The sequence below is a fragment of the Paenibacillus sp. P4_E11 genome (assembly GCF_056401635.1).
In genome coordinates, this window is sequence record NZ_JBFUIX010000236.1 from 1 (window position 1) to 3865 (window position 3865).

The window sequence follows — 3865 nt, forward strand, 5'->3', positions numbered from 1 at the left end:
CTTGTGAAGTGCGGGCCACATCCACGGGCGAGGAGAGGTTCGTTCTCATCCAATCGATAGCCCGTTGAAGATGAACATTCGTCGAATCCGATGATTCCGTGGTTTCCGGGTCGGATTTGTACGCATGAAGAAATGGATCAGGATTCGGTATAGAATGACACCCGATCGATGACAAAATAGTTCTCCACTTCCTCCAACACGGACAGGATGTCCAGATGAATACTTGGATGAGTTGTGTCCTTAATGGCTACATAGGGAGGCTCGATTCCGTATTGCTGCATCAGATTGTCCGCCAAGTAGCCGTTGAAGGAAACCCAGGATAGCTGGTACATATGCCCCTCATAGTGATATTCATGAACGGTTCCCGGTTTAATTAAGAACAGTTGACCCGGTTTCAACTCAATGGAATCCTCCCCAATCCTAACCATTCCTTCTCCTTGATAGCAGCATACGATCTGATAGAAAGGCCAGTCATATTTTTCAGTGCGAGTAATCTTCTCGTATCCGGCATCAATGGCTACTAATGGAAGAGAGGGGGAATTGATCTTTGGAGCGAACTTGATATACATCTGACCGTACCTCCATCTGTTCATTCTCGTGCAAACCTTATTAAATCCATCATAGTATGACGGTGCAATCCTAACAATACTTGATGTTCCATTCAGAACACTGTACGACATATTGGTTCTTTTTACGTGAGAAGATGACCTTTATAATTCCAAGTAGGAACCGAATTATATGAAATAAGAGGTGCAACCCATGTATCAATATGCAGGAATTCAGAATTCTCAGAAGCTTGGCAAGTACGGTGTGGAAGATACTTCTAGAATCGTCAAGAGATTGGCCTATTCACACTATCGGCTGATGATGATCGAAGCAGCGCAACTGCCTGCCCGAATGAACTGGTATTTCAAGGCGGGGTTAGCGAAAAGCATGTATGAAGATGCTCAAGTGATGAAGATGTGGGTAGACCGAACATCCGAGCTGCGTAACCCGCAACTTCAGAAGATTAAATCCCCCGACCCTTGGCTGGAGTTATTCTGGGATGAACTGCTCATGGCCCGCTCGGATTATGAACTGTGGGTAGGGTTATATGAGGTGGCCAAACCGGAAATTGCCCGATTGTACGAACAATATCTGGAATCAACGCAGCCGCTCATCGATTACCCGACGGTTCGTTTGATGAAGCATGCCAAGCTGGATCTGGAGGAACAACTCACCTGGGGAGCAGCCATTCAACCCGTACTGCTCGAAGATGCCCGATTTTTCTCGGGAAATTCAGATTCTTATAATGTCATCGTAGATGATGAAGCCAGCGGGCAACCTTACAAGGAACACTTGCTAGAGCTGCTTCATGGATGCGGCGGCATTGCCGGTGTGGCTGTCGAGAACAATCGGACGCCTATTCGCTGGAGATCCAAGGAGGCTTATCGCATACCGGATAAAGCCGTCCGCGATCCGCGAATGGGTGGTGATACATTGGGCCGCACAGGAGTGAAGAACCAACCGGAGGACGATATTATTGCCAGTGCAGCGGAATCCGCGCGAATCCGTCAAGAGGAACTAGGAGCAGCTGAGCTGTGTGCGGCTACACTCGTCATACAGCAAGGCATGCCATGGGAGTTCTACGATGACTTGTCCAGGCACTGTTGGGATGAGATGAGGCATACCTTGTACGGCCAAGCCGTCCTCGATCTGGGAGGCTTCGAATGGTTCTCGCAGCCCCAGTTCAAGGGAGACTATGATCCACATATGGATAAACCGGTTGCCGCTTCTTATGTCTGGTTATCCGTCGGCATTGAGGGAGAGGCGATGAAGAAAGAGCAGATGCCCAAGGAGGCGAAGTTTTACAAGAAACTGGCGCAGCAGAGGGATGAACCATTCGTGAAACTACTGGCCCAAGGAATCGACTTTGACTGGGCGGACGAAGTGACCCATCACCAGTACGGACGGAAGTGGGCCGAGGAATTGGTAGGCGGATACGGAAATGCCAGACTGATTGCGGACAAAGAAATGGCTCTTAACAATGAGAGAATGAGGGTGGATACCCGCAATTATTGGACGGGTAAGGAACTTAGTCATCGCTATATTGGGTCGTAATGATGGAATCATAATGAATTTCTCCCTGAACGTTCTCAAAAGTTGTCACCACCTGTGATATAATGGTAAAACGTTATGAGAGCGCATACAGGGGGGAGACGCATGCGGAGAATTGGCGAGGTATGGGGAAGTTACTTTATCCGGCTTGTACTATCTTACAGTGTTCTAGCTATTGTCTTGATCGCGGCGGTAGGCGGGTATTTGTTCTCTCAGGCGAATGGGTTGATGGTCGGGGAAATGACCAGAGAGAGCACATCCCGTCTGAATACCGCTAAGGATTATTTGGAGAAAAACGTGCTGCAGAAGTACGTGGACGGCTTAACGAGCCGTTATTTCGTTGGAGTCCAGCCTGATCTCAAAGGGATTCTGTACAACCTGCTAGATAGCGGCTGGGAAGGCAACACATCGAACATCGTGTCCTTGGTCAATCAAATGAATTTCACTCGCACGGCGAACGATGGGATTGCGGGCATCACGATTTTCTTTAATAAAAACGGGTTCGTGCTGGATAACAATTATTTCTATACCGGAGCGGATGAAACGAAAGATCGCGTCTTTATCGAGCAGCTAGCGACTGTTCCGAAGCAGCGATGGATAGGGCGTACACTTCCAAATGGCAAACAAGTGTTATCGTATGTACTCACTCTTCCTTATGGTTTCCCCGAGGACAAGGCGAAGGGCTATATCTACATCGACATTGAGCGCGATTACTTGTCCCGCTCCTTAATGCAAGTGATGAATACCCCTTTTGAACGGCTGTATGTACGCTATGAGAGCAACCATCCCTTGTTGCGTACAGGACCCGAAGATGCAGTCGAAGCGGAACACGTGCGGCAAGTGCTTGGATCCTCGACCAATTCTACCGTACATATCGAGAAGGACAGCCGGGGTAGTAAAATTTATGCCACATTGAAGGGGGATTCGGAGCCGGGTACGTTCCAATACACCATTGTTCGCCCGTTCGACACGTTCGTACTCTCCTCCAGGCAATTCCAACAGCAAGTGATTGTGAGCTGTGCGCTCATGCTGGTGCTGGGCTTGCTAATCGCTTTCGTAATTTCCAAGCGGTTCTATGTGCCGCTGAAGGCACTCCTCCATACGATTCGAGGGCTCTACCAGAACAACCCTGCACCTGCGAAAGGCATAAAAGAATACAAGCTGATTAACCATACATTGCAATATTTGGATGACAAAATTGCCACACTCGAAACGAAGGTGAAGAAAAACCAGATCACCAATTTCCTTCTGGGCAACATGGCCGAACTGCAAAGTGTGAATCTCCCGCTCGACTGCCTGTACGTTACGGCGAATATTCAGTTGACGCAGGGGGATTGTGAATCGTTTCGCAGCGCTTATATCGAGAAGGGGCACGCAATTCCGTATGAAATCGCGATGATGAGTGCGGATCAAGTGGTCGTCCTGTACTTCCTGGGTTGGGATGAACCCGATCCGATCGAACGGGTGAAGGCGGAGTTGATTGAATTCCGTATGGACTCGCAGTGGTCTTATTCGGCTTCGATTGGCCCGTCAGTAAGCTCGCTTGAAGACATCCGGGCTGCTCATCAGAAGGCGAAGGATGGTCTGCGATATACGTACTTATTCGGTCCACATATGATTATCGCGGATCAAGACGTACAGGCGTTAAGCAGTGTGCAGCATGTATTCGCCTTCACACAGATTAAGAATGCAATTCGCGCGGGTAACGCAGTAGAGGCGGAACGGTTCATGACTGACTTCGCGGTCCGATCACAGGCATCCGTGCGGA

Annotated in this window: 3 protein-coding genes; 2 read left to right on the forward strand and 1 reads right to left on the reverse strand. The window is 49.0% G+C overall.

Annotation, left to right across the window (positions count from 1 at the left end; translation table 11 throughout):
• Positions 1-137 precede the first annotated feature (137 nt).
• On the reverse strand, positions 138-569 hold the full coding sequence (locus AC1DWB_RS31955) for an AraC family ligand binding domain-containing protein (RefSeq protein WP_477545133.1): 432 nt from the start codon (positions 567-569) through the stop codon (positions 138-140).
• Between the two features lie 190 nt (positions 570-759).
• Between AC1DWB_RS31955 and AC1DWB_RS31960 the strand changes: the two genes are divergently transcribed.
• The gene (locus AC1DWB_RS31960; RefSeq protein WP_477545134.1) at positions 760-2100 is read left to right on the forward strand and encodes a hypothetical protein; all 1341 of its coding nucleotides are present in this window, start codon (positions 760-762) and stop codon (positions 2098-2100) included.
• Between the two features lie 102 nt (positions 2101-2202).
• On the forward strand, positions 2203-3865 hold a 1663-nt coding region (locus tag AC1DWB_RS31965; RefSeq protein WP_477545135.1), incomplete at its 3' end, for a hypothetical protein.

What these genes read in the sequence shown, in the direction of transcription:
- AC1DWB_RS31955 (WP_477545133.1), bottom strand. Translation starts at nt 569, where the DNA reads ATGTATATCAAGTTCGCTCCAAAGATCAATTCCCCCTCTCTTCCATTA.
- AC1DWB_RS31960 (WP_477545134.1), top strand. Translation starts at nt 760, where the DNA reads ATGTATCAATATGCAGGAATTCAGAATTCTCAGAAGCTTGGCAAGTAC.